Below are 26,692 nucleotides of genomic sequence, written 5' to 3'. Positions count from 1 at the left end.
AAATGAATACCCCTGCATCGACCGACAACGACCTCTGGGTTTCCTGGGACGAGTACAACCGCCTGGTCGAGCGCCTGGCGCTGCAAGTCTATGAGTCAAACTGGAAGTTCGACATGGTCCTGTGCCTGGCGCGCGGCGGCGTGCGTCCTGGCGACGTCATCTCGCGCATCTTCGACGTGCCGCTGGCGATCCTGTCGACCAGCTCCTACCGCGAAGAAGCCGGCACCAAGCAGGGCAACCTGGACATCGCCAAGTACATGACGATGACCAAGGGTCCGCTGGCCGGCCGCATCCTGCTGGTCGACGACCTGGCCGACTCCGGCGTGACCCTGCAGCGCGTACGCGAGCACCTGCAGACGAATTATCCGGAAGTGAGCGAAGTGCGCTCGGCCGTCATCTGGGTGAAAGGTACCTCGGCATTCAAGCCGGACTACCACCTGGAAGACCTGCCGCACAACCCGTGGATCCACCAGCCGTTCGAAGACTACGATGGCCTGCGTCCGCACCAGTTGTCGGCCTGGATGAAGAAGTTCGAGAAGTAATCGCCAGCGGCCGTCCATGCCGTGCATGAACGAGAAAGCCGGGGCATGCCCCGGCTTTTTTCATTCTTTCAAATGTAAAACGCGACCCATGCAGATCGGTTAAGATTGCAAAAATGCTTTCGAGCGCCTGACAAAACCTTCATGGCCGCGTTGCAGCGTCTCGCCGTACCGGCGTACTGTCTTCGCGGTCCGCCGATGCGGCGCTGCGCCTCGCCTTGGGGCCCCCGGCCTCTAGGCCCCTGAAGGCTTTGTCAGCCGCTCTTGATCGATAGTATTTCAGAACAATAAGAACCATGACCCAAAGCTTCTTCCAGACCTTCATCCTCCTGATCCTCGTCACTGATCCTTTCGGCAACGTTCCCTTGTTCGCTACCGCTCTCAAGGACACTCCGGTCCACCGCCGTCCGCGCATTGTCGTGCGCGAGTGCGCGATCGCCTTCCTGTTGCTGCTGGTCTTCATGTTCTTCGGCCAGCACTTCCTGGCCGCGCTGCACCTGACGCCGATCGCGCTGCGTATCGGCGGCGCCGTCATTCTCCTGATCATCGCGATCCGCATGATCTTTCCCCACCCTGATGGCGTGCTCGGGCGTAGCGAGCATGGCGAACCCTTCATCGTGCCGCTGGCCATTCCCGCGCTGGCGGGGCCCTCGGCGCTGGCGACCGTGCTGCTGTTCAGTTCCGGCAGTACCTCCGAAACGCTCGTGCACGTGGCGGCGCTGGCGGCCGTGGGCGTGGTCTGGCTGGCCGTGTTCCTCAGTGCCGAACGCCTGCAGCAGAAGCTGGGGCCCCAGGTGATGACGGCCTTCGAGCGCCTGATGGGCCTGATCCTGACGGCGATGTCGGTCGAGATGCTGCTCGGTGGCATACGCGAATTCGTAAAGACCCTTTGAGATGAACGAAGCGCACCGCGGCGGCGCCGGCCCTGGCACACAGGGCGATACCTCTCCTGCGTCGCCGATGTTCCTCAGCGGCGGCGGGCAGATGGGCGCCCTGATGCGTGCGCATGACTGGTCCGCCTCGCCCCTGGGCGTACCCTCCGGCTGGCCGCAGGCCCTGCGTACGGTCGTGTCGCTGATGCTGAACTCGAAGTTTCCGATGTTCTGCGCCTGGGGCGAAAAGCTGGCCTTCCTCTACAACGACGCCTACATCGATGTACTGGGTGGCAAGCACCCGGCCGCGCTGGGCGAGCCGTTCGGGGACATCTGGGCTGAAATCTGGGCCGAGCTCGAGCCGTTGAGCCAACGCGCACTGGACGGCGAGGCGACCTATTTCGAAAAACTCCCGCTGCTGATGCGTCGTCATGGCTATGACGAGCAGACCTGGTTCACGTTTTCCTATTCCCCTGTGCGCAACGACGATGGCGCCATCGCCGGCGTGTATTGCGCCTGCGTCGAGGTCACCGGCCAGGTGCACGCGGAGCGCTACCGCGACGAAGAGAACAAACGGCTCGTCACCCTGTTCGAGCAGGCGCCAGGCATCATCGCCGTGCTGCGCGGCCCTGAACATGTGTTCGAGATCACCAACAAAAGTTACATGCAGCTGATCGGGCGGACCGACCTGGTCGGCAAGACCGCGCGCGAGGCCCTGCCTTACGTCGAAGGGCAGGGCTTCTTCGAGCTGCTCGACCACGTCTACAGTTCCGGCAAGCCTTTCGTCGGCCATGCGGTGCCTTTCGACCTGGCGCGCGAACCGGGCGGGCCGCTCGAACGCCGCTACCTCGATTTCATCTACCAGCCGATCCGCGATCCGCAGGGCCAGGTCGTCGGCATCTTCGTCGAAGGCAGCGACGTCACCCCGCGCAAGCAGATCGAGGACGAGCTGCGCGCCGCCAACCGCCAGAAGGACCAGTTCCTGGCGATGCTGGCGCACGAGCTGCGCAATCCGCTGGCGCCGATCACGACGGCCGCCCACCTGCTCAAGATGGGCACGCTCGAGCCGGGCGCCGTGCGCAATGCCAGCGAAATCATCGCGCGCCAGGCCGAGCACATGACCGATCTCGTCAACGACCTGCTGGACGTCTCGCGCGTCACCCGCGGCCTGGTCGAGCTGGAAAAGGAAGAGCTGGACGTGAACGCCGTCGTCTCCGGCGCCGTGGAGCAGGCGCGCCCGCTGATCGAAGGGCGCCGCCATGCGCTGACGCTCCAGCTGTCGGGCGAGCCGGTGCACGTGCTGGGCGACCGCACGCGCCTGGTGCAGGTGCTGTCGAACGTGCTCAACAATGCTGCCAAGTACACGCCCGTGGGCGGCCAGATTTCGCTGCGCGTCGACGCCCTCGATACCGAGGTGGTCGTCACGGTGCGCGACAACGGGATCGGTATCGAGCCCGACGTGCTGCCCCACATCTTCGACCTGTTCACCCAGGCCGAGCGCACGCCCGACCGCTCGCAAGGCGGCCTGGGGATCGGCCTGGCACTGGTCAAGAGCCTGGTGGCGCTGCACGGCGGCAGCGTGGGCGTGCGCAGCGAGGCGCCGGGGCAGGGCAGCGAATTCGAGGTCCGCCTGCGGCGCCTGGACCGGGATCCGCTCGCGCTCCCGCTGGCCGAAGGCGGCAGCGATGCGCCCAGGATCGCGCCCCTGCGCGTCATGGTGGTCGACGACAACCAGGACGCGGCGCAGATGCTGGCAACCCTGCTCGAAGTGCAGGGCCATGCGGTGTCGGTCGCCTACGACGGCCAGAGCGCGCTGCGGCATGCGCGCATCGAGCGCCCGCAAGTCATGCTGCTCGATATCGGCCTGCCCGATACCGACGGCTATGCGCTGGCGCGCCAGTTGCGCGCCATTCCCGAACTGGCCTCGGCGACCCTGGTGGCGCTGACTGGTTACGGGCAGCAGGAGGACCGCCGCCTGGCCGAGGAAGCGGGTTTCAATCATCACCTGGTCAAGCCGGCCGACCTGGCCCAGGTGAGCGAGATCCTCGCCACCGCCCAGCGTTCCCGCCGCTGAGCTTGTGCGAACCGCCCGAGTAGGGAATACTGCCTGCACAGCCATTATTGCCCGGCAGCAGCCGGTGGCTGACTCCCCGCTTTACTCTATGAAGGTACAACGATGAAACACGCATTCCTCGGGCTCGGCCTGATCCTCGGCCTTGGCCTCGCCGGCGGCGCAATCGCCGTCACCAAACCCGCCACCGCTACCGCCACCAAGGCACCCGCCGCCAACGCGCAGGGTCTTCGGAAGATCGATACCGTCGTCGGCAAGGGCAAGGAAGCCGTCGCCGGCAAGACCGTCACTGTCAACTACACCGGCTACCTGTACGCGCCAAAATCGCCGAAAGGCCACGGTCCGCAATTCGACACCTCGGTCGGCAACGCGCCGTTCACCTTCCCGCTTGGCATGGGGACCGTCATCAAGGGCTGGGACCAGGGCGTCGTCGGCATGAAGGTCGGCGGCAAGCGCACCCTGATCATCCCGGCGGAACTGGGCTACGGCGCGCGTGGCGCCGGTCCGATCCCGCCGAATTCCAACCTCATCTTCGACGTCGAACTCCTCGACGTACAGTAAAGGCCTGCCTGCCGGGGCGCCCGCCCTGGCCCTGCAAAGCACTTCGACATCCCGGCTCGAACGGGGTGTCGAAAATCCTTACATCCGACACCTGATCCCCCTGTGTTAGCTATCTAACATATTGAATTTATGCATTATTTTCCCTCTGGCATAGTTACTGCTTTGTAAGGTCCTGCACGGAAGACGGAAATGCCCGTGAAGAGAGACCTCACATAAAAGGAAAAGAAATGTTGAATCGGAAATTGTCGCTGAAAAAAGTCGCAGGCAGCATCATCGTCATCGGTATGGCATTCGGTACGGGTTCGGCGCAGGCGTCGATCGCCGGCATGCCTGGTGCGATCATCACCCCGGCCATCACCTCGGGTGCACTGCCAGACAGCCCGACCAACCGCATCGATCCGAACGTGCCGTCGTCGAAGTTCTCCGGCGTCGTCAGCATCAATATCCGTTACGACGGCCAATCCTACATCTGCTCGGGCGCCCTGGTAGGCAAGCGCCAGGTCGTCTCGGCCGGCCACTGCGTCGACACCGATGGCAACGGCACCTTCGTCGACCTGAATAAGCCGGGTACCGACGTGCGCGTCGTCTTCAACAGCAACGGCAGTGTCAACGCCCTGATCAACGCCACCAGGGTGGACGTGCACCAGGAATACAAAGGCTTCGGCAACTGCCCGGCCGGCGTCGACAGCTTCTGCGTCAACGACGACGTCGCCGTGCTGACCCTGGGTGAAGACGCCCCGGCCAGCGCCAAAATCTACAAGGTCGCCGTGAACCCGCTCAACGCCGGCACCCACATCACCATGGCCGGCTACGGCACCTCGGGCGACGGCGTCAACGGCTACTACATCGGCCCGGACTTCACCGTCAAGCGCAGCGGCGAAAACTACGTCGACCTGTTCGATGGGGACGACGAGCAAGGCTTCGCAGGCCAGCGCGAAGTCTTCTACGCCGACTTCGACGGCGCAGGCATCGACACCTTCTGCGACGACTTCGGCGTTTGCACCCCGGTGCTGCCGAACGACCGCGAAGCCGGCATCGGCGGCGGCGATTCGGGCGGCCCATCCTTCGTCGAAATGTACGGCGAACTGATGCTGGTGGCGAACAACACCTTCAGCGGCCGCTTCGGCGACCAGGTCCCCGGTACCTTCGGCACCTACTTCGGCGGCATCATCATGGGTTCGTACAAGGACTTCCTGTACAACGCCACCGGCGGCAACATCACCATGGTCCCGGAACCAACCAGCATCGCACTGCTGGGCCTGGGCGGCCTGATGTTCGGCGCCAGCCGTCGTCGCAAGCAGAAGTAATCCTGCGGCGCTGCGGCGCATAGCACGACAAGAAACGGCCTAAGGGCCGTTTCTTGTTTTTGGGTTGCCCGCAAGCTGCCCGCAAGCTGCCCGCAAGCTGCCCGCAAGCTGCCCGCAAGCTGCCCGCAAGCCGTGCGGAGCTGCGGGCGGGCCTCGTTGTATGCTAAGGACATTGGCCACCTGACAAGCAAGCGCATGAGAACCTGGAGAATTGCAATCGAAAAAGCGGCACTCGACCGCAACTGCGAAGGCGCCCGCGCCAGTGGCGGCCACTGGCATAGCGAAGGGCAGCCGGCCCTGTACGCCGCCATGACCGTCGAGCTGGCCGTACTGGAAAAGTTCGTCCACACCGAGGAAGTCGACGAGGAACCGCTGGTGCTGGTCGCCATCGACTTGCCGGACGATCCCGCACTCTGCCTCGACGTGCCGCGCGAGGACTTGCCCGAAGGCTGGGACAGTCTTGATGACGGCGGCAGCGCCACCGCCTTCGGTACCGCTTTTCTCAAGAAGCGCGAATACCTTTACATGCGTGTGCCATCGGTGATCGTGGGCGAGGGCGTCAACGTCGTGATCAACCCGGCGCACCATGCGTACGAGCACGTAAAGCTGAGCATTGCGCGCAGCTTCAGGTTCGATCCGCGAATGTTCAAGCGCTGAGGACGCATCGCCGATCGCGCACTGGCACGACGATGCGCCGATGCCTCAAGCCGCGTCGATCGTTTGCTGCAGTGCCCGCTGCATCCTGATTGCGTCCTCCGTCAGCGTCGCGTAAATCTGCTGCCACTCGCTCTCGGCTGCCTTCCAGGAAGCGTCCACATAATGGCGGATGAAGACTGCGCGCCGTCCATCGACCTCGTCCCAGTGCAAGGACTCTCCGAAAGCCGTTTCGATAGCGTCGGCATCCTTCCAGAACAGTGTGCGAAGCGCGCGCACCCGCTCTTCGCTGTGCGAAATTTCGAGTTCGATGACGATGCGGTCGCCCTTGTCGAGGAAGCCGAACAGCAGCCCTGGTTTGCCGGCATTGGCGTTGAATCCGCGGCCATGCGCGGCTCTCTTGGACGCAAAGAGACCCATTCGGGGCTTGACGTAGTCGAGCAGGCCTGCGAAGAAGTGCTCGCGGTTGCCAAGGCGTTCGCTGCGCTGTTCTCGCTCGGCCTGTTCCTTGGCGCGAATCTTCGTTTGGTAATCGGACGATTCCGGCAATGGAATGATCTGTTGAATGTCGATGAACAAGCGCCCGTCGGCGGACCGATAAGGCTTCATGCGAATGCAGCGAATGTTGAGCTTGCGTTCGTTCAGCCATAAGGCAGTCGACGTGACTTCCCTGGAAAAATCGGGACCCGCGAGAACGATATGCACGTCCTGCGCAAATGCTTCTTCGTCCGCTTCGGTCCAGTCCAGGAATTGCAGGATTGCCGCCCTGGCGGCATCCGCAGGGTGTCCATTGGCCCGGAGATAATGCGCATGCCCGTCCACGAGTTGCTCGAAAGTCATGGCCGACACCATGGCAGCGTAACGGATCGCCTGCAGATCCATATGCCCGCCGTCCCGGGTGCGTTTGATTTCGACCACGACCAGGTTCGCTTCCTTGTCCAGGCAAAGCAGGTCGATACGCCGCTGGCTGTCCACCCAGTTGCCATACTCCTCGGCCACGACCATGAGATCGGGCGACAGGATACCGATGCTGTGCCTTAAATGGTGTTGCAGCTCCCGTTCATAAATGCCTTCGGCGTGGAAGTCCGCTTCGGCGAGTGGTGCGAGTCGTTGATTGTCGAGTTCGAAAATGGCCATGCGTATTGGGTGAGGGTGGTTTCGGACAATTGTCGGTCTACGCATTCGCCCTGGCAAGTAGTGAAAGCCGCGAAGGAAAACGGGCGAGTAACAATCCAGCTATCCAAAGATACGCCCAGCCGGCTTCGTCCTGCATCTCGCTACCTGTTTCGGTAGATCCTGCGCGCCACTATCTAGAAACTACGCGCAATTTTCCACACCAGGATGAGTAGCGCAGCAAAGACCACGGAGACCAGTAACCGGGTGAAAAACAAACGCGTGAGGCGTTGTTGCCCATTGTGAGGAGCGTCTTCCGGCAAGAAAAGCGGCACGAGATTCGTCAGGAAAATGATGCCGAATAGGAGAAATGGGGAGACTGATATTTCTTTTGGAAACATCAGCGGGATCAAAGCCGAGGTCAGCGCAACCGTCAGGGCGACGGCCATTGCATCGAGGGCATACGGCTTCTTTTCGCGATCGCTCATCGATCACTCCTGTGCACATCGATTCATCCGATCGGGCCTATTCATCTCGTCAGGTGTCGCAGCCGACGTCGACGGTTCCCGCAGTCTCATCGTATGCGCACTGGCGGGGTCTGTCACGGCCCATTGGCGAAAAAAAACGGCGCCGCAGCGCCGTCCTGGAATACCGGGCTTACTTGCCCAGCATTGACACCACGTTGTCCGCCCCCGGCGCCCCGAAAGCCTGCTGCTTGAGGACATGCAGCTGGTCGCGCACCTGCGCCGCCTTTTCGAACTCGAGGTTCTTGGCATGGTCGACCATGAGCTTCTCGAGGCGCTTGATCTCCTTGCTGATCTGCTTCTCGCTCATCGATTCGACCTTCGCCGCGGCCGCCGCTTCTTCCAGGTTCTGCGCACCCTCGAGCATGGCCTTCTGCGCGGCATTGCTGTAGACGCCGTCGATCAGCTCCTTGATCTTCTTCTGCACACCCACCGGCGTGATGCCGTTGGCCGCATTGAAGGCGATCTGCTTGGCGCGGCGGCGTTCGGTTTCGTCAATGGCGCGACGCATCGAATCGGTCACGTGATCGGCATACAGGATCGCCACGCCGTTCAGGTTACGCGCCGCGCGGCCGATGGTCTGGATCAGCGAGCGTTCCGAACGCAGGAAGCCTTCCTTGTCGGCGTCGAGGATGGCCACCAGCGACACTTCCGGCAAGTCCAGGCCTTCGCGCAGCAGGTTAATACCGATCAGCACATCAAACGTACCGAGGCGCAGGTCGCGCAGGATTTCCACCCGCTCGACTGTCTCGATATCGCTGTGCAGGTAGCGCACCTTGATGCCGTGGTCGCTCAGGTACTCGGTCAACTGCTCGGCCATGCGCTTGGTCAGCGTCGTCACCAGCACGCGCTCGTTCTTCTTGATGCGGTCGTTGATCTCGCTCATCAGGTCGTCCACCTGCGACAGGGCAGGGCGCACGATGATGATCGGGTCGACCAGGCCGGTCGGGCGCACCACCTGCTCGACGACGTTGTCCGCATGCGAGTTCTCGTAATCGGCCGGCGTGGCCGAGACGAAAATCGTCTGGCGCATCTTGCCTTCGAATTCCTCGAATTTCAGCGGCCGGTTGTCCAGCGCCGACGGCAGGCGGAAGCCGTAGTCGACCAGGTTGGTCTTGCGCGAACGGTCGCCGTTGTACATGGCCGACAGCTGGCCGACCAGCACGTGCGACTCGTCCATGAACATCAGCGCATCCTTCGGCAGGTAATCGACCAGCGTCGGCGGCGGTTCGCCCGGCATCGCGCCCGACAGGTGGCGCGAATAGTTCTCGATGCCTTTCGTGAAGCCGATTTCGGCCATCATTTCGAGGTCGAAGCGGGTGCGCTGTTCCAGGCGCTGCTCCTCGATCAGCTTGTTCTGCTGGCGGAATTCTTCCAGCCGGTCTTTCAGCTCGGCCTTGATCGATTCGATCGCGCGCAGGACCGTCGAGCGCGGCGTCACGTAGTGCGAACCCGGATACACCGTAAAGCGCGGGATCTTCTGGCGCACGCGGCCCGTCAGCGGGTCGAACAACTGCAGCGATTCGATTTCGTCGTCGAACATTTCGACACGAATCGCCAGTTCCGCGTGCTCGGCCGGGAAGATGTCGATGGTGTCGCCGCGCACGCGGAAGGTGCCGCGGCCGAAGTCCATCTCGTTGCGCGAATACTGCATCTGGATCAGGCGCGCGATGATGTCGCGCTGTGCCACTTTATCCTTGTGGCGCAGCGTCAGGATCATCTTGTGGTATTCGTTCGGATTACCGATACCGTAGATGGCCGAGACTGTGGCGACGATCACCACGTCGCGCCGTTCCATCAGGGATTTGGTGCACGACAGGCGCATCTGTTCGATGTGCTCGTTGATCGACGAGTCCTTTTCGATGAACAGGTCGCGCTGGGGCACATAGGCTTCCGGCTGGTAGTAATCGTAATAGGACACGAAATACTCGACCGCATTCTGCGGGAAGAATTCGCGGAACTCCGAATACAGCTGGGCCGCCAGGGTCTTGTTCGGCGCGAACACGATCGCCGGACGGCCGGCACGGGCAATCACGTTGGCCATCGTGTACGTCTTGCCGGAACCGGTCACGCCCAGCAGGGTCTGGTACATCAGGCCGTCTTCGATGCCTTCGACCAGGCCTTCGATTGCCGTCGGCTGGTCGCCCGCCGGTGGGAAAGGCTGGTGCAGCTTGAAGGGCGAATTCGGGTAGGTGATCACAGTCGGTTCCGGACCGGTTGCGATGGATATATCAGCCATGTTGTCAGACCTTTGCTAGAATGGGAGTCCGCCTGCGGCACTGCAACATCTCTGCTGCTGTTCTATACAACTGCTGCGAACCCACCGACAATTCAGTTTATCACGATGACTTCCACAGCCTCCGCCAGCCTCTTCAGCGCCATCGACATGGCCCCGCGCGACCCGATCCTGGGCATCACCGAAGCATTCAACGCCGATACCAATCCGGCCAAGATCAACCTGGGTGTCGGCGTGTACTACGACGATAATGGCAAGGTGCCTCTGCTGCAGTGCGTGCAGAAGGCGGAAGCGAAATTGATGGAGCAGCTGTCGCCGCGCACCTATCTGCCGATCGACGGCCTGGCTGCGTATGACAAGGCTGTGCAAGAACTCGTATTTGGGGCCGACAGCGCCGTAATTCAAGAGAAGCGTGCGATTACCGTGCAGGCCATCGGCGGCACCGGCGCCCTGAAAATCGGCGCCGATTTCCTCAAGCGTTTCGCGCCGGACGCCGAAGTGTTCATCAGCGACCCGAGCTGGGAAAACCACCGCGCGCTGTTCGAGTCGGCAGGTTTCATCGTCAACAACTATACCTATTACGACCCGGCTACCCACGGTGTGGATTTCGAGGGCATGCTGGCCTCCCTGCGCAAGATGGATGCGGGTTCCATCGTCGTTCTCCACGCCTGCTGCCATAACCCGACCGGCGCCGACCTCACGCAAGAGCAGTGGGGCCAGGTAATCGAGGCGGTCAAGCAGGGCGGCCTGGTTCCCTTCCTCGACATGGCTTACCAGGGCTTCGGCGCCGGCATCGCGCAGGACGGCGCCGTCGTGCGCCGTTTCGTCGACGCGGGCGGGCCGCTGCTGGTATCGAACTCGTTCTCGAAATCGTTTTCGCTGTACGGCGAGCGCGTCGGCGCGCTGTCGGTGGTCGCGGCCAGCAGCGAAGAAGCGGGGCGCCTGCTGTCGCAGCTGAAGCGCGTGGTGCGCACCAATTACTCGAACCCGCCTATCCACGGCGGCAAGGTCGTGGCAACGGTCCTGTCAACGCCGGAACTGCGCCAGCTGTGGGAAGACGAACTGGCCGGCATGCGCGTGCGCATCAAGGAAATGCGCGAGGCGCTGGTGCAGAAGCTGGCAGAGAAAGCCCCTGGCCGCGACTTCGCCTTCGTGCGCGAGCAGGTCGGCATGTTTTCGTATTCGGGCCTGACGAAAGAGCAGGTCGGACAACTCCGCGAGGAGTCGATCTATGCGGTGGACACGGGCCGCATCTGCGTGGCCGCGCTGAATTCGAAAAACATCGATCTCGTCGTTGACGCCATCGCCAAAGTCCTCTAAAATCTTGGCTCTTCGAACTTGAACGCAAGTTTGAATCGAAGAGCAAGCAATTCCCTGATAGCTCAGTCGGTAGAGCGACGGACTGTTAATCCGCAGGTCCCTGGTTCGAGTCCAGGTCGGGGAGCCAGAATACGAAAAAAGCGTCGAGCAATCGGCGCTTTTTTTTCGTCCCCGTGCAGCGTGCATGTTTCATCGGGCTGCCCTTGCTTTCACGACAAAGTTTCGTGCAGCCCTTGCGCAATACGGCTGAGCAGCTATAATGCCTACCTCAATTCCCTGATAGCTCAGTCGGTAGAGCGACGGACTGTTAATCCGCAGGTCCCTGGTTCGAGTCCAGGTCGGGGAGCCAGAATACGAAGTCGAAAAAAAGGGCCGCGTTCATCACGCGGCCCTTTTTTCGTTGAGCTTCACGCAGGGCAGGGTTTCTCATTTCGCTCCTTCCAGGCTTGCCCGCAGTCGCACGGCAACGCCGCGCAAGAGCAGGTCCTCGCCGGTGTCCTGGGCATGCAGTTCGTTCGCCCGGATTGCCGCCGGCCAGCGCTTGAGCCGGTCGTCGTCCGGAGTGCTGCCAACGGGCTCGGTTCCTCCTGCGCTGCGGTAGTCGGCACGGGTCGCGTTGGCAATCCGCGCGATCCGGCGGCTATCGCGTACCGGGGCGCGCGCCGCGTGTTCCATCGCTTCCACGGTCAGCTGCCGATCGGTAAAGTTGAGCCGGTCCGTGCTCTGGATCGTGGTGCCGTCGCGAAACTCGAGATACACCGGATCTTCGCCGGTGCCGCCGGCGTCGCGCTTGCGCTCGATGACAAAACCGGCGACCGGAAACTGGCCGCCATTCTGCTTGACGATCATGGACGCCAGGTAGCGGCCACAACCGGCATGGCCCGCCAGCTTGACGTGGCTGCACGCGTCCCGCACCCGCAAGGCGATATTGTCCGCCGAAGGATTGAGCAGGTAGACGAGGGCCCCCAGCGTCTTGCCGCCGCTCGTGACACCGTACCGGCAGCGCGTCACATTGCGGCCTTCGTAACCGGGCCAATCCCTCAGCGGGCGCGGATCGCATGCGGCCGACAGGTAGCGCGCCGCGGGCAGCCGTTTCGCCAGCACGGCCAGGGGCCGCGTCATGTGCGCTGGAGGATGGCGGCGGCGCGGCTGCGGCGGCTTCGCCGCGGGCACTGGAATAGCGCAGCAGGGAACTGTCCGGGGAGGGCGCCGAGCCGGGGTGCCGGTAATTGCCTGCCAGGCGCAGCACCTTGGCGGGGTAGTCGGGAAAGGGGTTGTAGCCGGCCGCCGCGATGCCCTTCACCCACGTGCCCACGGCATCGGGCGCATCCACGCCTGCCGCCTTGTCGGCGTGGTAGCGGGCGGTAATGCCGCGGTACCTGTCGTTCGTCCTCAAGCGCTCCGCCACGAAGGACAGTGCGTCGGTACGGTCGCGAAAGACGATGTAGCGCTTGTTCTTGTCGAAGGCCGGCTGACACTGCAGTGTCCAGCTGGCACGGCCACCGGCCGCAGCCGGGGACACGAACTTCCAGCCGAACAGGTTATTGGCAAAGACGGCTGTCCGCGTCCAGCCAAAGCCGGACTCGAGCGCGCTCATCGCCAGCAGCCCGGCCGCCGGTGGGCCGCCCTTTGCCTCGGCGGCGACTGCGGCAGGAGCGAGCTCGGCAATGAATGCGTCTTTCTCGCCCATGCTGGGGTGCTTCGGCATGGCGTCATAACAACCCCAGGCGGGATTGTCGACGTCGGGTGGCGCGGCGCTGGCAAGGCCCGGGCAACACAACAGGGGCAACAGGGCAAGGACACTGCTTGACGCTGGGTGAACGTTCATGGTCGTCTCCTCGGTCAGGAAGCCCGGCGCTCTATCGGCCTTGCGCGTACTGCGACTCTAACAAAGCCCCGCATGACGGGCAAAAGTTGAATTTTCGTACAGGACTCGCCAAACGCCACGCCACCCGCTATAATGTTGCCTCAATTCCCTGATAGCTCAGTCGGTAGAGCGACGGACTGTTAATCCGCAGGTCCCTGGTTCGAGTCCAGGTCGGGGAGCCAGAATATGTAGTAAGCAGAAGGCCACGTGAAAACGTGGCCTTTTGTTTTTTCAGCGCCAGCAAGACCGTGGTTGACGTAGGGTGGACTCCTGAGTCCACGCGCTTGTACGGTTGCGTTTCGGGCCAGGCCTACGCCCCGTCGCACTGGTCGAGCGGGCTGCTTCTTTGCCTCAGCCAACACTGATTACCCGGCGAAACGGCGTGGACTCAGGAGTCCACCCTACGGTTGCCGTCAAGCCGGCATCAACCCGCTTGCAGCCTCCACGCCTTCCCTCGCCAGCGGCGACAGCCTGTCGAACCATGGCGCCGCGCCTTCCAGCTGGTGCGCCAGCTGCAAGAGGGTGTCTTCGCTGCCGAAACGCCCGACGAACTGCACGCCCAGCGGCAGCCCGTCGGCCGTCCAATGCAGCGGCACCGACATCGCCGGCGTGCCGGTCAGGTTCGCCAGCTGGGTGAAGGGCACATAGCGCAAGCTGTCGCGCGCGATCTTGTCGACCGTGCCTTCGAGCAGGCCCGGCGCGCCAGGATGCCGAACAGGCCGCTGCGCTCGAGCAGGTCGAGCACGAACTGTTCGCCCTGCCCGGGTCGCCCTGGCCGTGGCGGATCGGCGGATGCGCCAGCGTGGGCGTGAGCAGCAGGTCGTAGCGCGCGTGGAAGCGCGCCAGCGCCCGCGCAAAACCGTTCCAGTGCGCCATCTCCATCGTCAGCCGCCCCGCCGAGACGCTGCCGCCGAGCGTCGCCAGCAGCCGGCTCATCAGTTCAATATCGCGCGGCCGCGCGCCCAGTGCACGGCCGCGCGCGACCATCGCCGGCACCTGGCCGAAATACACGTGCAGGAAACTCTGCGCCAGCGCCGCGCCGTCGACGTCGGGCGCCGCCTCCTCGACCTCATGGCCCAGTCCGCGCAGCAGCAGCACGGTGCGCTCGACCGCGGCGACTGCCTCCGGATGGACCTCGGTGCCGATCGGCGAGACGGTGGAAAAGCCGATGCGCAGCTTGCCGGGGGCGCGCAACATCAGCTCGCGATACGGCGCAGAGGGTGCGGCGATATCGAAAGGGTCACCCGGCTCGCGGCCTGCCAGGATGTCCAGCGCCAGCGCCGAATCGCGCACGCTGCGCGACAACACGCCTTCGCTGGACGCGCCGAACCAGACTTCGCCGATGGCAGGCCCGGAGGACACCCGTCCACGCGAAGGGCGCAGGCCAAACAGGCCGCAGCAGGCCGCCGGGATGCGGATCGAGCCGCCGCCGTCGTTGCCGGCCGCCATGGGCACGATGCCCGCCGCCACCGCCGCGGTCGCGCCGCCGCTGGAGCCGCCCGGCGTATGGCCGAGGTGCCGGGGATTGCTGGCGCGGCCGTACAGCGCCGGATCGGTAACGGCTTTCAGGGCGAATTCGGGCAGGTTGGTCTTGCCGAAGATGACGAGGCCGGCCTCCAGGTAGCGCCGTACGACGGCGGCATGCTCGGCCGGCACATAGCCCTGCATCGAGCGGCTGCCGAAACTGGTCGGCACGCCCGCGTAATCCTGGACGCCATCCTTGATCAGGAAGGGGACCCCGGCTAGACGCCCGGAGAGAGGACGGGCAAGCTGCGCGCGCGCCTGCGGTTCGAGCGAGCGTACGAGGGCATTGACGCGCCCGTGCACCCGCGCGTGCTGCGCCAGTGCCAGGTCCAGCAGTTCGGTAGCGCTGGTCTCGCCGCGCGCCACCAGCTGGGCGAGGGCGGTGGCGTCGTGTTGCAGGTAATCGGAAAAGTTCATGCGCAGTCCAGGAAGGCGAAGCGCCCAGCATGCGCACTGCGGTACGGGCTTGTCAAGCTGGAATCAAATCTGTCATTTCCGGCTCTTCTTGCTGTTGGAAGTGCAGGTACGCGCATAGAAGTCGGGCGGCTTCTTTGCCACCCAGGCGATGAAGGCGCGGATGTCCTCGTGGCCGCGCAGCGCCTCCCAGGTATGGTAGGTGCGCAGCAGTTCGCGCTCGGTGAAGGCCGAGTGGATCTTGCGGTGGCAGATCTTATGGATCGGGAACTGTTCCTTGCCCTTGAAGGTCTTGGGAACCAGGTGGTGGCGGTCGATGTTGACCTTCCCCAGTTCACGCCCGCACAAGGGGCACAATGGATCCTGCACGGAATGCCTCGCTTCGCCGGATGGCCTGTCAATACGGATGGGCCGTAGATGGAGGCGCGGGCCGGACTATCAAGCGAAATCGTGAAATTGATGAAATAGCCGTTAACATTGGTGTAGAATAAATTTTTTACAAAATGCAAGCAGGCGCCGTCGGCAACGACGGATGAGACTCCCACTTCCATGATCGAAAACGCTTCCCATCCCTGTTCGATCCTGCTGATCGATGACGAGCCGTTTGCCCAGCAGATCATCGAGCACGGGCTGAAGACCTGCGTGAAGCATGTCTTGCGCTACGAGTCGAGCCCGGCACGCGCGGTCGACCTGGCGCGCGAGCTCAACGTCACGGTGGTGCTGGTCGACCTGCGCATGCCCGACCTCGACGGCTTCGAGTTCACGCGGCGCCTGCGCGCCGTACGCGAGACCGAACACATCCCCGTCATCATGCTGTCCTCCGAAGACGATCCGGAGATCAAGGCGATGGCCTTTGCGGCCGGCGTCAACGACTACATGGTCAAGTGGCCCGATCCGCGCGAACTCGTCGCCCGGGTGCAGTACCACAGCGATGCCTGCGTGGCCCGGCGCGAGCGCGACACGGCGTTTGCCTCGCTGCGCGTGAGCCAGCAGCAGCTGGCCGCCAGCGAATCGGCGCTGCACCAGGCCCAGAAGATGGAAGCGATCGGCCAGCTGACCGGCGGCGTCGCCCACGATTTCAACAACGTCCTGCAAATCATCGGCGGCAACCTGCAACTGCTGAAACTGGTCGGCAACCTGAACGATGCCGCGCGCACCCGCGTCGAGATGGCGCTCGCTGGTGTCGAGCGCGGTGCCAAGTTGTCCTCGCACCTGCTGGCCTTCGCGCGGCGCCAGCCGCTGCAGGCGATCGTGCTCAACCCGGGACACCTGTTGCGCGAGATGGACGACATGATGCGCCGCGTCATCGGCCCGAGCGCGCGCGTCCTCACCGACATCGACCCGAGCCTGTGGAGCACCACGGCCGACCCCAACCAGCTCAACAACGTGCTGCTGAACCTGGCCATCAACGCGCGCGACGCCATGGCGGGCGTAGGCACCCTCACGATCCGCGCCCGCAATGTCGACGCCCATTGCGCCGACCGCCACGGGACACTGCCAGTGGGCGACTATGTCATGCTGGAAGTGGCCGATACCGGCCGCGGCATGGCGCCGGAAGTGCTGCAGCGCGCCTTCGAACCTTTTTTCACCACCAAGCCGGTGGGACAGGGCACGGGCCTGGGCCTGTCGATGGCCTATGGTTTCGTCAAGCAGTCAGGGGGCGAGATCGTGCTCGACAGCGAGGTCGGGCGCGGCACCAGCGTGCGCATCTACCTGCCGCGCAGCGCAACCGAGGCCGCCGAGCCCGAGGTGCATGCCGACCTGCCGCTCTACGGCGGGCTGGAGACGATCCCGGTGGTGGAAGACGAGGAAGACGTGCGCAACGCGACCTGCGCGATCCTGTCCGCGCTCGGCTACGACGTGCTGCAGGCGGGCGACGCCGCCGCCGCCGCGGCGATCATCGAGAGCGGGCGCCATATCGACCTGGTGTTCACCGACGTGATCATGCCCGGACCGATGAGCAGTACTGAACTGGCGGACGTGCTGCATCGGCATTTGCCGGCAGCGCAGATCCTGGGAGTACCTCGGGCTACGCGGAAGGGGTGCTGGCGCACGAGGGCAAGCTCGACGCCTCGGTGCACCTGCTGCAGAAGCCCCATCATCCGGACGCGCTCAGCGCGCGCATCCGCCACCTGCTGCGCCGCAACCGCAAGGTCGATGCGGGCGGCGCTACAGCCCAGCCCGCGCAGACGTCGTGATCGCCGGCCGGCTCAGGCCGGCGGTACGTAGCGGTGCGAACCCGGTGGCGGTTCGTTGAGCACCGCCCAGAAGATGCCGAGATCGGCGATCGCGCGTACGAACTCCTTGAAATCCACCGGCTTGACGACATAGGCATTCACGCCCAGTTCGTAGCTGCGGATCAGGTCCTGTTCCTCTTTCGACGAAGTCAGCATCACTACCGGCATGCTCTTCATGCTGGCCGTCTCGCGGATCTTCGCCAGCACTTCCAGGCCGTCGACTTTCGGCAGTTTCAGGTCGAGCAGGGTGACGGCCGGATTGCCTTCCGGGCGCCCGGCGAATTCGCCGCGTCGCAGCAGGTAATCGAGCGCCTCGGCACCGTCGCGCACCACCACGACTTCGTTGGCGAGCTGGCTCCTGGCCAGGGCCACCAGGGTCAGTTCGAGGTCGTGCGGATTGTCCTCGACGAGCAGGATGGGTTTTAGCATGGTTGGTCTCGCTGTCCGTTAAAGTGCGAGTTTTCGCGGGATACTGAAGGAAAAAACGGCGCCCTGGCCGAGCGTGGATTCGGCCCACGCACGACCGCCATGGCGTTCGATGATGCGGCGCACGTTGGCCAGGCCGATGCCCGTGCCCTGGAAGTCTTCCATGCGATGCAGGCGCTGGAACACGCCGAACAGCTTGTGCACATAGTCCATGTTGAAGCCGGCGCCGTTGTCGGCCACGTGGAACACGGTTTCGCGTTCGTCCTGTTCGGCCCAGACGCGGATGCGCGCCGGGTCGCGTCCGCCGGTGAACTTCACCGCGTTCGACAACAGGTTGAACACGGCCAGGTGCAGGAAGGTCGGGTCGGCGGTGACGCGCGGCAGGCTTGGGAGCTCCCACTCGATGTTGCGGCCCTGGACATCCATGCCCAGCTTGTCGACGCAGGACGCGACCAGCCTGCTCATGTCGACGTCGACCGGACGCAGGGCCGCGCGGCCCATCTGCGAAAAGCTCAGCAGGTCGTCCACCAGCTTGCCGGCCAGGCGCGCCGATTCCTTGATGTTGGTGAGGAAGCGCTGGCGCATCGCGCTGTCCTCGCTGCCCGCGGACTCGAGCAGCAGGTCGGAAAATCCGACGATGTGGCGCAGGGGCGCGCGCAGGTCGTGCGATACGGAATACGAAAACGCCTCGAGTTCCTTGTTGGCGCGGCCGAGTTCCTCGGCCAGTTCCGCCATCTGCTCGGCGCGCTCGAGGGCGATGCCGAGCAGGGCGCTGCGAAATTCGGCGGTCAGCTCGATTTCGCCAACGTGCCAGGGCAGGCTGACGCCATGGATTTCCTCGCGCCAGGTAGCGAAGCTGGTACGCGGGCTCAGTTGCGTTGGCGCGCCCCGGACGGCTTCCCCGCGCGAGGCCTTCTCATGCGGATTGCCGGCCCATTCGATGGTGTGCACCAGCTCCGGCCGGAACCACAGCAGATAGTGCTTGTGCACGCGCGAGATCGGCATGGCCAGGAGGCCACTGGCGTTGCGCTTGATGTCATCCGCGCCCGGATACAGGCTTGAGAGCTGGTCGGTATGAAAGACTTCGTCGCCATGGCCCTGCTGTTCGAGCCAGCCGACCAGGGCGTCGATCGCGTGCGGTTCGGGCGTGTCGCCATAGGTCAGCACGCGCTCGTCGGCGACGATGGCGACGCCGCCCGCACGCGCAAAGCGCAGCAGCTCGGGAAAGACGCCGCTCATGTTCTCGACGACGTCGGCGCCCTTGGTCAGGTTGCCCAGCATGGTCACCATCATGCGCCGCACCTCGAGGCGGAACTGCAATTCGCTCGCATCCTCGCGCGACTCGATGCACAGCGCCAGCACCTGGCCCAGCTGTTCACAGGCGGTGCGCTTTTCGAACGACAGCGGGCAGGGCTCCTCGTTATGGCAGGAAATCAGTCCCCACAGCTTGCCCTTGACCATCAGCGAGACCGACATCGAGGCCAGGGTGCCCATGTTGCGCATGTACTGCAGGTGTACCGGCGAGACGCTGCGCAGCGCCGCGAACGACAGGTCGGTGCGCCCGCCCGTCAGCGGGTTCAGTTCCGGCAGCAGCGGCGCCGGCACGTAGTGGGCGTCCTGGATCAGGCGGATGCGCGACAGCGCATACAGCTCGCGTGCCTGGGCGGGGATGTCGGAACCCGGAAAGCGTTGGCCAAGATAGGAGTGGTAGTCGTCCTGCTTCGATTCGGCCATCACGTGGCCATGGCCGTCGCGGTCGAACTGGTAGACCATGACACGGCCGAAGCCGGTCACGGCGCGCACCTGCTGCGCCGCGAGTTCCGCCATCAACTCGACCGACGGCGCCTCGTTGACCCTGAGCAGGAAGTCGCCCAGCAGCGGATACAGGTGGCGGAAGTCGGCCGGGCCGGCGCGGTCGACCGCTTCGAATTCGATGAGCAGCAGGCGGTCCCAGGCATGGCCCAGCACGTCGAAGTGCTTGCCGTTCGATACCGTGACCGTACCAAGGTAGAGCGGGCGGTTGCCCAGTTCCTTGCCCAGTTCGCTCGCCAGGCGCTCGCTTGCCGTGGCGCCGATGGCGCTGTCCAGGCCGCGGCCAAGCGCCGCTTCGGCTTCGACACCCGTCCAGTGCGCCAGGTTGGCGCTGGCCTGCACGATGCGCAAGTCGCTGGATAAGGCCAGCAGGAAACCATGTGGCTGGATGCTGCCGGGAATGCGGATGGGTTCACTGCCGCAAGCGGACAGGTCGAGCGGTGCGAGAGGGGCTGGGGTCATGAGGCGCAAGCAGGCACGGCGGGGGTGACAAAGCCGCTATTCTAGCCTGAAAGACATGCGCTTGCGGCGAAGAGACAAGGCCAGGCAGGGGCAACAGCACCATGTGACGAATCGTTAATTTTTTGGGCGGATCGGTGCTTGACGAGTGTGTAAACACTTTATCTACATTGTGAACTGTGCGTGGCAGCAGGAAACGAAATGGAGGTATGATGGTGCGCTTCACGACACGGACGATAGCGCTCGCCGCCCATGACCAAGCAAATTGCCAGGAGGCAAAAACTAACCGAATCACAGCGCTTCCAGTACCTGATCGCGGGTATCAGCGATTACGCGATCTACATGCTCGACCCGGAAGGGAACGTCAGCAGCTGGAACACTGGCGCGCAGCGATTCAAGGGTTACCTCGCGCCGGAAATCCTCGGCAAGCATTTCTCGCGCTTCTACACGCCCGAGGACCAGGCAACCGGCCTGCCGGCACGCGCGCTGTCCACCGCGCTCAAGGACGGCAAGTACGAAGCCGAAGGCTGGCGCATGCGCCAGGACGGAACGCGCTTCTGGGCCAGTGTCGTCATCGACCCGATCTACGACGAAGAGGGCACGCTGCTCGGCTACGCCAAGATCACGCGCGACATCACCGACAAGCGCCGCGCCGAGCAGGAACTGCGCGCCAGCGAGGAGCGCTTCCGCCTGCTGGTGCAAGGCGTGACCGACTACGCCATCTACATGCTCTCGCCGACGGGCGAGGTGAGCAACTGGAACGTGGGCGCCGAGCGGATCAAGGGCTACCGCGAGCAGGAAATCGTCGGCACGCATTTTTCGCAGTTCTACACGCCCGAAGAGCGCGAGATCAACATGCCCGGCCACGCCCTGGCCACGGCCGAGCGCGAAGGCCGCTACGAGGCCGAAGGCTGGCGCCTGCGCAAGGACGGCACGCGCTTCTGGGCCCACGTGATCATCGACGCCATCCGCGACGACATGGGCGAACTGATCGGCTTTGCCAAGATCACGCGCGACCTGACCGAGAAAAAGGCCGCCGCCGATGCCCTGGCCGAGGCCAACGCGGCCCTGTTCCGTGCGCAGAAGATGGAATCGATCGGCCAGCTCACCGGCGGCATCGCGCACGACTTCAACAACCTGCTGTCGGTACTGGCGAGCGGCCTCGAGGTGCTGGCGCTCGGGCGCGGCCAGGGCGCCGACGCCAAGACCTTCGACAGCATGCGCCGCGCGATCGACCGCGGCGCCACGCTTACCCAGCAACTGCTGGCCTTCGCGCGCCAGCAGCCGCTGCAGCCCGAAACGCGCAACGTCAACCGCCTGATCTCGGGCTTCGAATCGGTGCTGCGGCGCGCCGTCAACGCCGACATCGACTTCGAGGTGCGCCTCGACCCCGACGTGCGCTCCACAGTCATCGACAGCGCCCGCTTCGAGTCGGCCCTGCTCAACCTGGTGGTGAACGCGCGCGACGCCATGCCTGAAGGCGGCTACCTGCGCATCGAAACGGCCGACGTCGAGCTGGCGGAGAACGAGGTCCGCGGCCTGGCGCCGGGCGCCTATGTACGCGTGATCGTCAGCGACACCGGCACCGGCATGTCGGCTGAGACGGCGGCGCGTGCCTTCGAGCCTTTCTACACGACGAAGGAAGTAGGCAAGGGCACGGGCCTGGGCCTGTCCCAGGTCTACGGCTTCATCAAGCAGTCGGGCGGCGAGATCGTGATCGGCACGGCGCCCGGCGAAGGCACGACGATGCGCATCTTCCTGCCCGCCCCCTCCAGTTCCCACGAGGAAGAGCAGCGCAATGGCAGCGAACGGGTACTGATCGTCGAGGACGAGGCTGACCTCATGGACGTGGCCGCCGCCCTCTACATCAGCATGGGCTACGAGGTGCTCACCGCGTCGAACGGCGCCGAGGCGATGGACCTGCTGGCCAGCCGCGACGTCGACATCCTGTTCACCGACATCATCATGCCGAACGGTATGAATGGGATCGAGCTGGCGGGCTTCACGCGCGAACATTATCCGAAGGTGAAGATCATTCTCGCTTCCGGCTATCCCCTGCCGGCACTGGCGCTCGACAAGGATTGCCTGAAAGATTACGTCTTCGTCAGCAAGCCTTACCGCCTGGCCGACCTGGCACGGGCGCTGCGTACCGCCAACTGATTGTCCGGCACCGGCTACAGCGCGAACAGGATGTCGCTGATGCGCTCGTAGACCGGATCGGCCGACGGCCCCTTGTTCGGCCAGTTCAGGATGTCGAAGTGGTCGTAGCCGGGGTAGTTGCCGAGGAAATTCCAGCTGCCCTTGATGGCCGTGCCGTCGTAGTCGCGCACCGGGTGGCCGTTCGGCGCGCGCATGCTTGCCGTGTTGACGACGCCGTCGTTGGCGAACCAGCTGCTGTCGACCCGTACCCGGCCCGGCGCGCCCTGGGTATAGCCTCCCATGCCGTGCTGGCGCATCGAGGGCACGATCCATTCGCCGGCATAGGTCTTGAAGTAGGGGATCATGTCGGCGCGCGCATATTGGTAGTTCGAGGTCTGGACCGGCGCGATGGCGCGGTCGGTGCCGTTGCAGCACCAGGCGCCAGCTTCGGTCGCCAGCGTTCCCACTGAAAAGTAAACCACGTGCGGCGAGGTGCGCGCCCAGGCGTTGAAGCTGCGGGCGCCGTCCGGCGCCAGCTCCCAGTTCGCCATGTCGGCTTCGAACAAGGCGCGCAGCGGCGTGCGCAGCTCGGGCAGGATGTCGAGCACGGCGTCGCGCAGCGTGGTGCCATTGTGCGGCGCCGACAGCGTGGTCACGCTGCGAATCCAGCCGGTCTTGCCGCCACGATAGAGCTCGCCATCGCCCGCTTCGGCATCCCCATGTTCCGTGAGTTCCACCAACGCGCGGATGGTCGTGCCGCCCTGGCTATGGCCGATCATGTGCAGCGGGTGGCGCGCGTCCCAGGCAGGATACAGCGCCAGCGGCAGCCCGAGCGGGTTGTCGGCCGGGTCGGCGGCCCAGCAGGCGGCGCCCGGCTTTGCCGCCTCGTCCGCCAGCACATGGCGGCGGCCATAGTCGACGCAGCCGCCCTTGATCTGGGCATAGAGTTCGGCCGCGCGGTCGCGGTTCGAGGCGATCGCGCCGACGGTGGCGGTGAGCACCGTATGCGGTCCCTTGTAAAGGCGCAGGTGGTCGGCGATGTCGCCATAGCCGCCCCAGTACAGGAAGCCGCTGGCCGGAAACTGGTCGGGGCCGAAGCCGAGGAAGCCATGCACGAGCACGATGGGATCGTTATTGGCGGCGTGCGCGGCCGGCGGCAGTGCCAGGATGAATGCCAGCGCAGCAAGGAAAACGCGGAAAACGGGGCAAATCAGGGGCGGCATCGCGGGCTCCGGGAGGTCGACTGCCTCATTGTCGGAGCGGGTGCGCCTGCCCGGTTTGCGCAATGTCGAGCGTATGGGACAGGCGGGAGGAAAGCAACAGCGGCGGCGTTCGACGCGGCTTTTCAAAACGAATCGCTAAAAAAAAGGCCGCGGCGGGCGCACCGCCATGGTGCTCCGGCCGCGGCTGGTCTGCGCGTGGCGCTCAGGGCGCCGTCGGCCTGGCCGCCGGCGCCGGTACCGTGCTACCCACGGCACCCGGCGCATTCGCGTCCGGCGGCGGCGCGATCGAGGCCGTCATCGAGGCCTTCTCCGCAGCATCGACACGGTTGCCATTCCACACCACATAATCGTCGACCGAATACAGCTTGCACGCCTCGGTGCTTTTCGCCGAGCAGGTGGCCAGCGCGCGCGCTTCCGGCGACTCGCCCTCCTCGGCCCAGTCCAGGCGCCGCTCGGGGACACGGCGAAAGCGCGCGGGGTCATCTTGGTCAGGTAGTCGGCATAGGCGCGGCGGCCGTTTTCCGACAGGAAGGGCACGGCCTCGACATCGTCGACGCGGGCGAAATCGGTACGCGCAGGCAGCGGTGGCGGCGGCACGTTATAGAGCACTTCGGTCGGCATGCCGACGCCCTTCAGGAAGCGCATGGTGTCGTTCAGCCAGATCTTCTCGCCGTCGCGGCTGGCCAGCATGCCGTGGGCATCGCGCTTGAACGACGGGAATTCGACCAGGCGCGCGCGGCCGCCGGCGCCCCTCATAGGCGGCGTGCAGGCGGTTCGCCAGGTCCGGGCCGAACAGCGAATCGTTCTCGCCGTACATCCACAGGCTCGGCACCTTGCTCTTGGCGCCGTATTCGCCGAAGGCCGCCACCAGCGCCGAGCGCCAGGCGCAGCGGTCGCTGTCGTCGCGCAGGCCGCCGGCGAAGTTGATCAGGCCGCGCACGCCCGGCAGCTCCTCGGTACCCAGAGCCATCGTCGCCAGGCCGCCGTAGGACTGGCCGGCGACGACGATGTGCCCGGCATCGATCCAGCGCTGGCCGCGCGCGTAGTCCACCGTCGAGCGGATGTCCTCGGCCTGCAGGTAGCCGTTGGCGGTCATGTCGCAGCCGCGGTCGCGGTAATAGCCGGTCGAGTTGGCGAAGCCCTGGCGCATCGGCACCATCACGGCGTAGCCGCGCTTCACGAAGGCGGCCGCCATGTAATAGAAGCGGTCGCGCGGCTGGGCATTCGGGCGGCCCGGGTCCTTGCCGTGGTTGATGATCAGCAGCGGGAAGGGGCCGGGGCCGTTCGGCTGGAACACCGTTGTCTCGAGCATGGCACGGCCGTCGTCGCCGGCCGGGACCTGGACGATGTGCTCGTTCATGCGGTGGTCGAGCTGCAGCTCCTGCTCGATGGCGAGCGCCGGCAGCAGCGCCAGGCTGGCGAGGAGGGCGGTGGTGAACTTGCGAACAGATACGCGAACTCTAAACATGGGAGACTCTGGAAGTGCCTGCCGGTGCGACAGAATTGCTTGAAGGAATAAGTTGATTCTAGGCAGCTCAATGGCTCAGGGCAATATCCGAATCGGCAATTCCAGAGCTAAATTTTTGTGTGTGGTGAAGATGCTTATCTACATCAATAACGGATCGGGTAAGCGTCGTGCGACAGACACAACAAGCGTGGCAAAGGCATCAAGATTGCCCTGGCGAGACCGTCGGAAGGCGTGGGTGGCTGGGCTGTGCAGTGGCGCTCGACACCGCCCGGGCGCATGGGGCGAGACAGCTGTTCGCAAAAGATTTGTTACTGGAGGGAATAACCTGCGATGCGATTCCGTAACCGGCTGCTGATCCTGGTCCTTGCCATCCTGGTACCGTCTTTCATCGGTGCCGCGCTGGCGGTGGCCTATGTCTACACTGAACAACAAAAGGACCAGGAGCGTGGTATCGCCGAGACAGGCCGGGCCTTTGCCTTACTCGTCGATAACGAGATGCGGCACCAGGAGGGCATCCTGCGCACCCTTGCCGCCTCACCGGCGCTGGCCGAGGGCGACCTGGACGAGTTCTACGACCATGCCCGCCGCGCCGCCGACAACATGCATGCGGTCGTGGCCCTGTACGACAGCACGGGCAAGCTCATGCTGCACACCCTGCGCCCGCCCGGCGCGCCCCTGGCCGGACGCGATCCGTCGAACCTGCCCGCGCTGATGCAGCGCTACGGCGCCGAGCGCACGCTGGTATCCGATATCTTTTATGCGCCGCCGCTCAAGCGCTACGATTTCACCATGCAGGTTCCCGTGCGCCAGGACGGCGTACTGCGCTATCACCTGGTGCTGGGCCTGCATGTGGGCATCCTCCAGGAGCTGCTCGCGCGCCAGAAATTCCCGTCGATCTGGATCGCTTCGGTGGTCGACCGCAATGGCCGCGTCGCGGCCCGCTCGCGCGAAGCGGACAGGTTCATCGGAACCCTGCTGCGCGCGGAGACCCGGGAGCGCATCGGCAAGCTTGATGGCGAACTGGTCTTCACCAGCCGCACGCTCGAGGGCATCCCGGTGCGGGCGATCGTCAACAGCGTGCCGGACATCGGCTGGAAGGTCCTGATCAGCCTGCCGACAGCCGAGATCCGGCGCGTGCCGCTGGAGGCGGCCGCGCTGCTGGCCGCCATCATGACGGTACTGCTGGTGATGGCGGTGGCGGCCGGCAGCTGGTTCGCCCGGCGCGCGGTGGCGCCGATCGAATACCGGGACGCTGCGCCGACCGCCTCGGCAATGGCGAAGAGATCAGCTACCGCGCCCACGGCTTGTCCGAGGTCGACAACGTGGCCTGGCGCATGGCCGAGGCGAGCAAGCAGATCCGCCGGTCGAAGCGCGAACTCGAGCTGCGCGTGCGCGAGGCGATCCATGCCACCGAGCAGGCGCAGGGAGCGCTGCTGCGCAGCCAGCGGCTCGAATCGCTGGGGCCCTGACGGCGGGCATCGCCCACGAATTCAACAACCTGCTGCAAACCCCTGACCACGGCGCTGCAGCTGGCCGGCATGACGGCAAAGGAAACGAAGCTGCAAGGGCTGATCGACACCTGCAAGCGCACCGTCGCCCGCGCCACCACGCTCACCGGCCAGCTCGGCTCCTTCGGGCGGGTGCAGGAAGGCCGCCTGGTGACGGTGGATGCGCAGGCGCAACTGGAAAGCGCGCTGCAGCTGATCCGGGGCGGCGTGGGCGAAACGGTCCGCATCGACACCGCCTTCGACCCGGACCTGTGGCCGGTGACGGTGGAGCCGCTGCAGTTCGACCTGGCGCTGCTGAACCTGGCCATCAATGCGCGCGACGCCATGCCGGCCGGTGGCGTGCTGCGCATCGAGGCGCGCAAGCTCAGGCTGGACGCGCCGCTGCAGGGCCTGGCCCCGGCGATTACCTGCACCTGAC

Annotated in this window: 22 protein-coding genes, 3 tRNA genes and 2 pseudogenes; 14 read left to right on the top strand and 13 right to left on the bottom strand. The window is 64.6% G+C overall.

The annotated features are described in order from the left end of the window. The first annotated feature begins 2 nt into the window (after positions 1 to 2). The 6 genes from G4G31_RS20760 (at position 3) to G4G31_RS20735 (ending at position 6,007) form a co-directional block, all read left to right on the top strand. On the top strand, positions 3 to 542 hold the full coding sequence (locus G4G31_RS20760; protein ID WP_182989200.1) for a phosphoribosyltransferase: 540 nt from the start codon (positions 3 to 5) through the stop codon (positions 540 to 542). Between the two features lie 293 nt (positions 543 to 835). Then, the gene (locus G4G31_RS20755; RefSeq protein WP_182989199.1) at positions 836 to 1,432 is read left to right on the top strand and encodes a MarC family protein; all 597 of its coding nucleotides are present in this window, start codon (positions 836 to 838) and stop codon (positions 1,430 to 1,432) included. Between the two features lies 1 nt (position 1,433). Further along, on the top strand, positions 1,434 to 3,485 hold the full coding sequence (locus tag G4G31_RS20750; protein WP_182989198.1) for an ATP-binding protein: 2,052 nt from the start codon (positions 1,434 to 1,436) through the stop codon (positions 3,483 to 3,485). Positions 3,486 to 3,587: 102 nt separating this feature from the next. Further along, positions 3,588 to 4,043, top strand: coding sequence for an FKBP-type peptidyl-prolyl cis-trans isomerase (locus tag G4G31_RS20745; protein ID WP_182989197.1), 456 nt, complete (start codon positions 3,588 to 3,590; stop codon positions 4,041 to 4,043). A 227-nt stretch (positions 4,044 to 4,270) separates the two neighbouring features. Next, the gene (locus tag G4G31_RS20740) at positions 4,271 to 5,350 is read left to right on the top strand and encodes a serine protease (RefSeq protein ID WP_182989196.1); all 1,080 of its coding nucleotides are present in this window, start codon (positions 4,271 to 4,273) and stop codon (positions 5,348 to 5,350) included. A 195-nt stretch (positions 5,351 to 5,545) separates the two neighbouring features. Continuing rightward, positions 5,546 to 6,007, top strand: a complete 462-nt coding sequence (locus G4G31_RS20735) for an RES family NAD+ phosphorylase (protein ID WP_182989195.1) — start codon at positions 5,546 to 5,548, stop codon at positions 6,005 to 6,007. Positions 6,008 to 6,052: 45 nt separating this feature from the next. Here G4G31_RS20735 and G4G31_RS20730 read toward each other — a convergent pair whose 3' ends face one another. From G4G31_RS20730 to uvrB, 3 genes are all read right to left on the bottom strand, one after another. Further along, entirely contained in the window at positions 6,053 to 7,141 is a 1,089-nt protein-coding gene (locus G4G31_RS20730; protein WP_182989194.1) for a DUF4268 domain-containing protein, read from the bottom strand. Between the two features lie 173 nt (positions 7,142 to 7,314). After that, entirely contained in the window at positions 7,315 to 7,605 is a 291-nt protein-coding gene (locus tag G4G31_RS20725) for a hypothetical protein (RefSeq protein WP_182989193.1), read from the bottom strand. A gap of 169 nt (positions 7,606 to 7,774) precedes the next feature. Then, the gene (gene uvrB / locus G4G31_RS20720) at positions 7,775 to 9,880 is read right to left on the bottom strand and encodes an excinuclease ABC subunit UvrB (RefSeq protein ID WP_229425157.1); all 2,106 of its coding nucleotides are present in this window, start codon (positions 9,878 to 9,880) and stop codon (positions 7,775 to 7,777) included. A gap of 105 nt (positions 9,881 to 9,985) precedes the next feature. Between uvrB and G4G31_RS20715 the strand changes: the two genes are divergently transcribed. From G4G31_RS20715 to G4G31_RS20705, 3 genes are all read left to right on the top strand, one after another. Next, on the top strand, positions 9,986 to 11,197 hold the full coding sequence (locus tag G4G31_RS20715) for an amino acid aminotransferase (protein WP_182989192.1): 1,212 nt from the start codon (positions 9,986 to 9,988) through the stop codon (positions 11,195 to 11,197). 51 nt (positions 11,198 to 11,248) lie between these two features. Beyond that, positions 11,249 to 11,324 (top strand) — tRNA-Asn (locus G4G31_RS20710). Between the two features lie 146 nt (positions 11,325 to 11,470). Further along, positions 11,471 to 11,546, top strand: a tRNA-Asn gene (locus tag G4G31_RS20705). 77 nt (positions 11,547 to 11,623) lie between these two features. Here the strand turns inward: G4G31_RS20705 and G4G31_RS27010 are convergent. After that, on the bottom strand, positions 11,624 to 12,319 hold the full coding sequence (locus G4G31_RS27010) for a hypothetical protein (protein ID WP_229425156.1): 696 nt from the start codon (positions 12,317 to 12,319) through the stop codon (positions 11,624 to 11,626). 163 nt (positions 12,320 to 12,482) lie between these two features. Then, positions 12,483 to 12,794: pseudogene (locus G4G31_RS29475) on the bottom strand (hypothetical protein); the annotation flags it as partial. Positions 12,795 to 13,170: 376 nt separating this feature from the next. Here G4G31_RS29475 and G4G31_RS20690 point away from each other — a divergent pair. Further along, a tRNA-Asn gene (locus G4G31_RS20690) sits at positions 13,171 to 13,246 on the top strand. A gap of 231 nt (positions 13,247 to 13,477) precedes the next feature. On the opposite strand, the gene G4G31_RS27760 is transcribed toward G4G31_RS20690, so the two are convergent. From G4G31_RS27760 to G4G31_RS20680, 3 genes and pseudogenes are all read right to left on the bottom strand, one after another. Then, positions 13,478 to 13,708 carry an amidase family protein gene (locus tag G4G31_RS27760; protein ID WP_267873679.1) on the bottom strand — a complete coding sequence of 77 codons (231 nt, stop codon included), beginning with the start codon at positions 13,706 to 13,708 and terminating at the stop codon, positions 13,478 to 13,480. 175 nt (positions 13,709 to 13,883) lie between these two features. Next, a pseudogene (locus G4G31_RS27005) lies at positions 13,884 to 15,005 on the bottom strand (amidase); the annotation flags it as partial. Positions 15,006 to 15,077: 72 nt separating this feature from the next. After that, positions 15,078 to 15,371 carry a hypothetical protein gene (locus G4G31_RS20680; protein WP_182989189.1) on the bottom strand — a complete coding sequence of 98 codons (294 nt, stop codon included), beginning with the start codon at positions 15,369 to 15,371 and terminating at the stop codon, positions 15,078 to 15,080. Positions 15,372 to 15,551: 180 nt separating this feature from the next. Here G4G31_RS20680 and G4G31_RS20675 point away from each other — a divergent pair, with 180 nt between their 5' ends. Continuing rightward, entirely contained in the window at positions 15,552 to 17,231 is a 1,680-nt protein-coding gene (locus G4G31_RS20675; RefSeq protein WP_229425155.1) for a response regulator, read from the top strand. On the opposite strand, the gene G4G31_RS20670 is transcribed toward G4G31_RS20675, so the two are convergent. Together G4G31_RS20670 and G4G31_RS20665 are read right to left on the bottom strand one after the other, a co-directional pair. Further along, the gene (locus tag G4G31_RS20670; protein WP_182989188.1) at positions 17,213 to 17,668 is read right to left on the bottom strand and encodes a response regulator; all 456 of its coding nucleotides are present in this window, start codon (positions 17,666 to 17,668) and stop codon (positions 17,213 to 17,215) included. The genes G4G31_RS20675 and G4G31_RS20670 overlap by 19 nt on opposite strands. Before the next feature lie 18 nt (positions 17,669 to 17,686). After that, positions 17,687 to 19,939 carry an ATP-binding protein gene (locus tag G4G31_RS20665; RefSeq protein WP_182989187.1) on the bottom strand — a complete coding sequence of 751 codons (2,253 nt, stop codon included), beginning with the start codon at positions 19,937 to 19,939 and terminating at the stop codon, positions 17,687 to 17,689. A gap of 249 nt (positions 19,940 to 20,188) precedes the next feature. Here G4G31_RS20665 and G4G31_RS20660 point away from each other — a divergent pair, with 249 nt between their 5' ends. Beyond that, positions 20,189 to 22,096, top strand: a complete 1,908-nt coding sequence (locus tag G4G31_RS20660; protein WP_182989186.1) for a PAS domain-containing sensor histidine kinase — start codon at positions 20,189 to 20,191, stop codon at positions 22,094 to 22,096. 14 nt (positions 22,097 to 22,110) lie between these two features. On the opposite strand, the gene G4G31_RS20655 is transcribed toward G4G31_RS20660, so the two are convergent. The 3 genes from G4G31_RS20655 to G4G31_RS20650 form a co-directional block, all read right to left on the bottom strand. Continuing rightward, the gene (locus G4G31_RS20655) at positions 22,111 to 23,298 is read right to left on the bottom strand and encodes a triacylglycerol lipase (protein ID WP_182989185.1); all 1,188 of its coding nucleotides are present in this window, start codon (positions 23,296 to 23,298) and stop codon (positions 22,111 to 22,113) included. Between the two features lie 294 nt (positions 23,299 to 23,592). Further along, on the bottom strand, positions 23,593 to 23,943 hold the full coding sequence (locus tag G4G31_RS27000) for a hypothetical protein (RefSeq protein WP_229425154.1): 351 nt from the start codon (positions 23,941 to 23,943) through the stop codon (positions 23,593 to 23,595). Then, positions 23,897 to 24,766, bottom strand: a complete 870-nt coding sequence (locus tag G4G31_RS20650) for a dienelactone hydrolase family protein (RefSeq protein WP_229425153.1) — start codon at positions 24,764 to 24,766, stop codon at positions 23,897 to 23,899. Before G4G31_RS20650 ends, G4G31_RS27000 begins: the two co-directional genes overlap by 47 nt. A gap of 330 nt (positions 24,767 to 25,096) precedes the next feature. Here G4G31_RS20650 and G4G31_RS20645 point away from each other — a divergent pair, with 330 nt between their 5' ends. Both G4G31_RS20645 and G4G31_RS20640 read left to right on the top strand, forming a co-directional pair. Then, complete coding sequence (locus tag G4G31_RS20645) at positions 25,097 to 26,281, top strand: cache domain-containing protein (RefSeq protein WP_182989184.1); 1,185 nt, start codon at positions 25,097 to 25,099, stop codon at positions 26,279 to 26,281. Between the two features lie 23 nt (positions 26,282 to 26,304). After that, positions 26,305 to 26,691 (top strand): hypothetical protein, encoded by a 387-nt coding sequence (locus G4G31_RS20640; protein ID WP_182989183.1) that lies wholly within the window; start codon positions 26,305 to 26,307, stop codon positions 26,689 to 26,691. The last annotated feature ends 1 nt before the right edge of the window (position 26,692 follow it).

The sequence above is a fragment of the Massilia sp. Se16.2.3 genome, from assembly GCF_014171595.1.
Lineage (GTDB): Bacteria > Pseudomonadota > Gammaproteobacteria > Burkholderiales > Burkholderiaceae_D > Telluria.
The sequence above is the reverse complement of the archived record's forward strand: the minus strand, read 5'-3'. Positions and strand labels throughout refer to the sequence as shown.

Excerpts from the sequence above, each read along its gene's own strand:
- G4G31_RS20715 (WP_182989192.1), top strand. The coding sequence starts at position 9,986 with ATGACTTCCACAGCCTCCGCCAGCCTCTTCAGCGCCATCGACATGGCC.
- G4G31_RS20640 (WP_182989183.1), top strand. The coding sequence starts at position 26,305 with ATGACGGCAAAGGAAACGAAGCTGCAAGGGCTGATCGACACCTGCAAG.
- G4G31_RS20745 (WP_182989197.1), top strand. The coding sequence starts at position 3,588 with ATGAAACACGCATTCCTCGGGCTCGGCCTGATCCTCGGCCTTGGCCTC.
- G4G31_RS20755 (WP_182989199.1), top strand. The coding sequence starts at position 836 with ATGACCCAAAGCTTCTTCCAGACCTTCATCCTCCTGATCCTCGTCACT.
- G4G31_RS20650 (WP_229425153.1), bottom strand. The coding sequence starts at position 24,766 with ATGTTTAGAGTTCGCGTATCTGTTCGCAAGTTCACCACCGCCCTCCTC.
- uvrB (WP_229425157.1), bottom strand. The coding sequence starts at position 9,880 with ATGGCTGATATATCCATCGCAACCGGTCCGGAACCGACTGTGATCACC.
- G4G31_RS20655 (WP_182989185.1), bottom strand. The coding sequence starts at position 23,298 with ATGCCGCCCCTGATTTGCCCCGTTTTCCGCGTTTTCCTTGCTGCGCTG.
- G4G31_RS20725 (WP_182989193.1), bottom strand. The coding sequence starts at position 7,605 with ATGAGCGATCGCGAAAAGAAGCCGTATGCCCTCGATGCAATGGCCGTC.
- G4G31_RS27000 (WP_229425154.1), bottom strand. The coding sequence starts at position 23,943 with ATGCGCTTCCTGAAGGGCGTCGGCATGCCGACCGAAGTGCTCTATAAC.
- G4G31_RS20735 (WP_182989195.1), top strand. The coding sequence starts at position 5,546 with ATGAGAACCTGGAGAATTGCAATCGAAAAAGCGGCACTCGACCGCAAC.
- G4G31_RS20665 (WP_182989187.1), bottom strand. The coding sequence starts at position 19,939 with ATGACCCCAGCCCCTCTCGCACCGCTCGACCTGTCCGCTTGCGGCAGT.
- G4G31_RS20675 (WP_229425155.1), top strand. The coding sequence starts at position 15,552 with ATGATCGAAAACGCTTCCCATCCCTGTTCGATCCTGCTGATCGATGAC.
- G4G31_RS20740 (WP_182989196.1), top strand. The coding sequence starts at position 4,271 with ATGTTGAATCGGAAATTGTCGCTGAAAAAAGTCGCAGGCAGCATCATC.
- G4G31_RS20660 (WP_182989186.1), top strand. The coding sequence starts at position 20,189 with ATGACCAAGCAAATTGCCAGGAGGCAAAAACTAACCGAATCACAGCGC.
- G4G31_RS20760 (WP_182989200.1), top strand. The coding sequence starts at position 3 with ATGAATACCCCTGCATCGACCGACAACGACCTCTGGGTTTCCTGGGAC.
- G4G31_RS20730 (WP_182989194.1), bottom strand. The coding sequence starts at position 7,141 with ATGGCCATTTTCGAACTCGACAATCAACGACTCGCACCACTCGCCGAA.
- G4G31_RS20750 (WP_182989198.1), top strand. The coding sequence starts at position 1,434 with ATGAACGAAGCGCACCGCGGCGGCGCCGGCCCTGGCACACAGGGCGAT.
- G4G31_RS20645 (WP_182989184.1), top strand. The coding sequence starts at position 25,097 with ATGCGATTCCGTAACCGGCTGCTGATCCTGGTCCTTGCCATCCTGGTA.
- G4G31_RS27010 (WP_229425156.1), bottom strand. The coding sequence starts at position 12,319 with ATGACGCGGCCCCTGGCCGTGCTGGCGAAACGGCTGCCCGCGGCGCGC.
- G4G31_RS20670 (WP_182989188.1), bottom strand. The coding sequence starts at position 17,668 with ATGCTAAAACCCATCCTGCTCGTCGAGGACAATCCGCACGACCTCGAA.